This window comes from Sporomusa sp., assembly GCF_057736855.1.
Window position 1 is genome coordinate 1 of sequence record NZ_JBYKYF010000431.1, and the last position, 1,990, is coordinate 1,990.

General features: G+C 45.0%; 2 protein-coding genes. Both read right to left on the minus strand.

All coding sequences use genetic code 11. The features are described 5' to 3' along the window. Positions 1–520 (minus strand): glycogen/starch/alpha-glucan phosphorylase (locus AC29Z1_RS17255; protein WP_488272681.1); only part of this gene is annotated, 520 nt, incomplete at its 3' end. After that, positions 510–1,990, minus strand: a 1,481-nt coding sequence (glgA, locus tag AC29Z1_RS17260; protein ID WP_488272682.1) for a glycogen synthase GlgA, incomplete at its 5' end; no start/stop codon positions are given. The genes glgA and AC29Z1_RS17255, both read right to left, overlap by 11 nt.

Consider the following 1,990-nt stretch of genomic DNA (forward strand, 5'->3'; position numbering starts at 1 on the left):
CACCAATAATTTTCTGTTCAAATAAGCCGTAGCGGTAGCGCAGACCGAAACCATGACCAGCAAGACCCATGGCGGCCATAGAATCCAAGTAGCAGGCCGCCAGCCGCCCGAGTCCCCCGTTACCAAGTCCGGCGTCTTCTTCTTGGTCTAACAGTGCTTTAAGATCAACCCCTACCTGGGATAAAGCCTCAGCGCATGTTTCCCTAAGGCCTAAATTGACAAGATAGTTTTCCAGGAGCCGACCGAGCAGAAATTCGATGGAAAAGTAGTAGACCTGTTTAGGCTGCGTTTTGTTCCGCTGCCGTTGGGTGCTGATTAGGTTTTGGCTGATAATTCCACGGATCAAAGTGGCTAAGGCTTTGAATTTTTCCTGGTCTGTTGTTTCGTTAAGGGGTTTGCCATGCATGGCTTCCAGGATGGCGATAAATGAATCTCGAAACTCCGGAACGGAAACGGCTATTGGACTCTTCCTATATATTGGCAGATGCTTGGTAAGCGGCTGGTTGCTATTAGTGAGCATAAGGATCCTCCTTTATGTGAGTGGATTGGTCGTGAATTTTGCTAATTGGCAGCGGTAGTTCGGTATAGCCGGAAATAGTTTCGGAGCTGTCTGCAGCATTAAAAATATGGGCTTCAAAATATAATTTGTTGTACAATTGGCGGTATTTCTGGGCTGAAGTACGCCAACTGTTGTCGGCGCGCATGACGCGGGTGATAAGTTTGTTCCAAATATCCTTATGATTGTGGTAGAAGGTAAGGGCACGTTTAATGGTGTAGAGCATGTCATGGGCATTATAGTTTGTGAAGGTGAAGCCATTGCCTTCATCGGTGTATTCGTTATAAGACAAGACGGTGTCTTTAAGTCCGCCTGTCTCGCGAACAAGTGGTAAGCCGCCATAGCGCATGGCAATCAGCTGACCAAGGCCGCATGGTTCGTACCGTGATGGCATGAGATACAAGTCTGCGGCGGCAAATAATTTACGAGCCATGTCCTCGTTATAGGGAATGATGACAGCTAACTGGTCATTGTGCAGCCAAGCCGCATGCCACAGCAGATGATGATAGTGTTCTGCACCTTGTCCCAAAATAATCATTTGCACATCACTGGCAAGAATTTCATCAAGTACTCGCAGGATTAAATCAATGCCTTTGGCTTCGACCAGGCGGGAGCTCATGGCTAAGAGCGGTTTATTAGCATCTTGAGGCAACCCCAGCATTTTCTGAAGTTCGAGTTTGTTCTTGGTTTTACGCTCTTTGGTCTGCCAATCATAGTTGATAAATAAATGGGGATCGGTTGCGGGATTATAGGTGGTATAATCAATACCATTAAGAATTCCTGATAGATCATGTTTCCGGCTGGATAGTACGCCTTCTAATTTTTCCCCAAAATAGGAATGCTGAATTTCGTTGGCATAGGTAGGGCTGACTGTATTGATTAAGTCTGAAAAGATGAGTCCGCCTTTCATATAGTTGACTTTATCGTAAAATTCAATGCCGTTTATTGTAAAATAATCCCAACTTAAATCCAGCAGATTAAGCATAATATCTTTGGGGAAAATTCCCTGGTATTTAAGATTATGAATGGTAAATAAGGTGCGGATTTGTTGATAAAATGGATTATTACGGTAGTGGGCAGTCAAAAATACGCTCACCATACCGGTATGCCAGTCATGACAGTGAATAATGTGTGGCTGGAATTGTATATGTGGCAGCATGTCCAATACAGCTCGGCAAAAAAATGCATATCGTTCGGCATCGTCGTAATGACCATAGAAACCGCTACGGTTGAAGTAATAGTCGTTGCCGATGAAATAAAAGGGAACATTCTCATAGTTCAGTTCTTCAACATGGCAGTCCTGAATACGCCAGGACACTGGCACGCGCAGCACTGCCTTAGTTGACAGCTTGGCTTTCCAGATTTCAGGTATGTCCGCATATTTGGGGATAACAACCCGCACATCAAGTCCCTGGCGGTAAAGTTCTTTTGGCA